This window comes from Pseudomonas sp. HMWF006, from assembly GCF_003061205.1.
GTDB classification, from domain to species: domain Bacteria; phylum Pseudomonadota; class Gammaproteobacteria; order Pseudomonadales; family Pseudomonadaceae; genus Aquipseudomonas; species Aquipseudomonas monsensis.
In genome coordinates this window covers 6,565-7,745 of sequence record NZ_QAIU01000460.1, presented here as the reverse complement: position 1 = coordinate 7,745, position 1,181 = coordinate 6,565, and the positions used below count along the sequence as shown (strand labels likewise).

Annotated in this window: 2 protein-coding genes; both read left to right on the top strand. The window is 59.6% G+C overall.

The window, feature by feature from the left end; all coding sequences use genetic code 11:
• A partial coding sequence (locus DBR24_RS32995; RefSeq protein ID WP_256591671.1) for a zinc-binding dehydrogenase occupies positions 1-232 on the top strand: 232 nt, incomplete at its 5' end.
• Between the two features lie 66 nt (positions 233-298).
• Positions 299-901: a recombination mediator RecR gene (gene recR, locus DBR24_RS20030; RefSeq protein WP_123463576.1), complete on the top strand. Its 603-nt coding sequence runs from the start codon at positions 299-301 to the stop codon at positions 899-901.
• The last annotated feature ends 280 nt before the right edge of the window (positions 902-1,181 follow it).

Here is a 1,181-nt window from a genome sequence, read left to right as displayed (position 1 = left end):
GCAACGCACGTTGCTGACCAAGCGTGTGCGCATTCAGGGCTTTATCGTGTTCGATGACTACGGTGATCGTCAGCCGGAATTCATCAGCCACATGGTGCCGTGGGTGCGCGACGGCAAGGTAAAGTTCCGCGAGGACGTGGTCGAGGGCCTGGAGCAGGCGCCCGAGGCATTTATCGGTCTGCTGGAAGGGCGCAACTTCGGCAAACTGGTGGTGAAGGTCGCCACAGACTGAGTATTTGACGCTGGCCAGAGGCGCGGGTATAAACCGCGTCTCGTTGTTTTGTCGGACTTTTTACCCATGAGCTTCAGCCCTTTGATTCGCCAACTGATCGACGCCCTGCGAATTTTGCCGGGTGTGGGTCAGAAAACCGCCCAGCGCATGGCGTTGCAGTTGCTCGAGCGTGATCGCAGCGGCGGTACGCGCCTGGCCCAGTCCCTGAGCCAGGCCATGGAAGGGGTTGGTCATTGCCGCCAGTGCCGCACGTTGACCGAAGACGATCTGTGCCCGCAATGCGCCGATACCCGCCGCGATGACACCTTGCTGTGTGTGGTCGAAGGGCCGATGGATGTCTACGCGGTCGAACAGACAGGATTCCGTGGACGCTACTTCGTGCTCAAGGGGCATCTGTCGCCGCTCGATGGCCTTGGGCCTGAGGCCATCGGCATTCCGCAATTGATGACGCGAATTGAAGAGGCGGGCACGTTTACCGAGGTCATCCTCGCCACCAACCCGACGGTGGAAGGTGAGGCCACGGCGCATTACATCGCGCAGCTTCTCGCCAACAAAGGCCTGATCGCTTCGCGCATTGCTCACGGCGTGCCGTTGGGTGGTGAGCTCGAGTTGGTCGATGGCGGGACGCTGGCGCATTCGTTTGCCGGGCGTAAGCCGATTTCCCTCTGATATTTGTATGGCCTGATCTGGCCTCATCGCAGGCGGACCAGCTCCCACAGTGATTTGTGTTGATCACCAAACAGGGTGAACAACTCCGGACCTGTGGGCGCTGGCTTGCCAGCAATGACCCCCCCCGGTCTCCCTGGCTTGCACAATCTTGTTGAAAACCAAGCAAGCGCTCGGTTAAGTTCGGCGAACCCTCTAGTGGAGTTTGCCCATGCCTGCCTTCCACGAATACTTCGACCCCAGCCACCAAATGGTCCGCGACAGCGTCATACGTTTTGTCGAA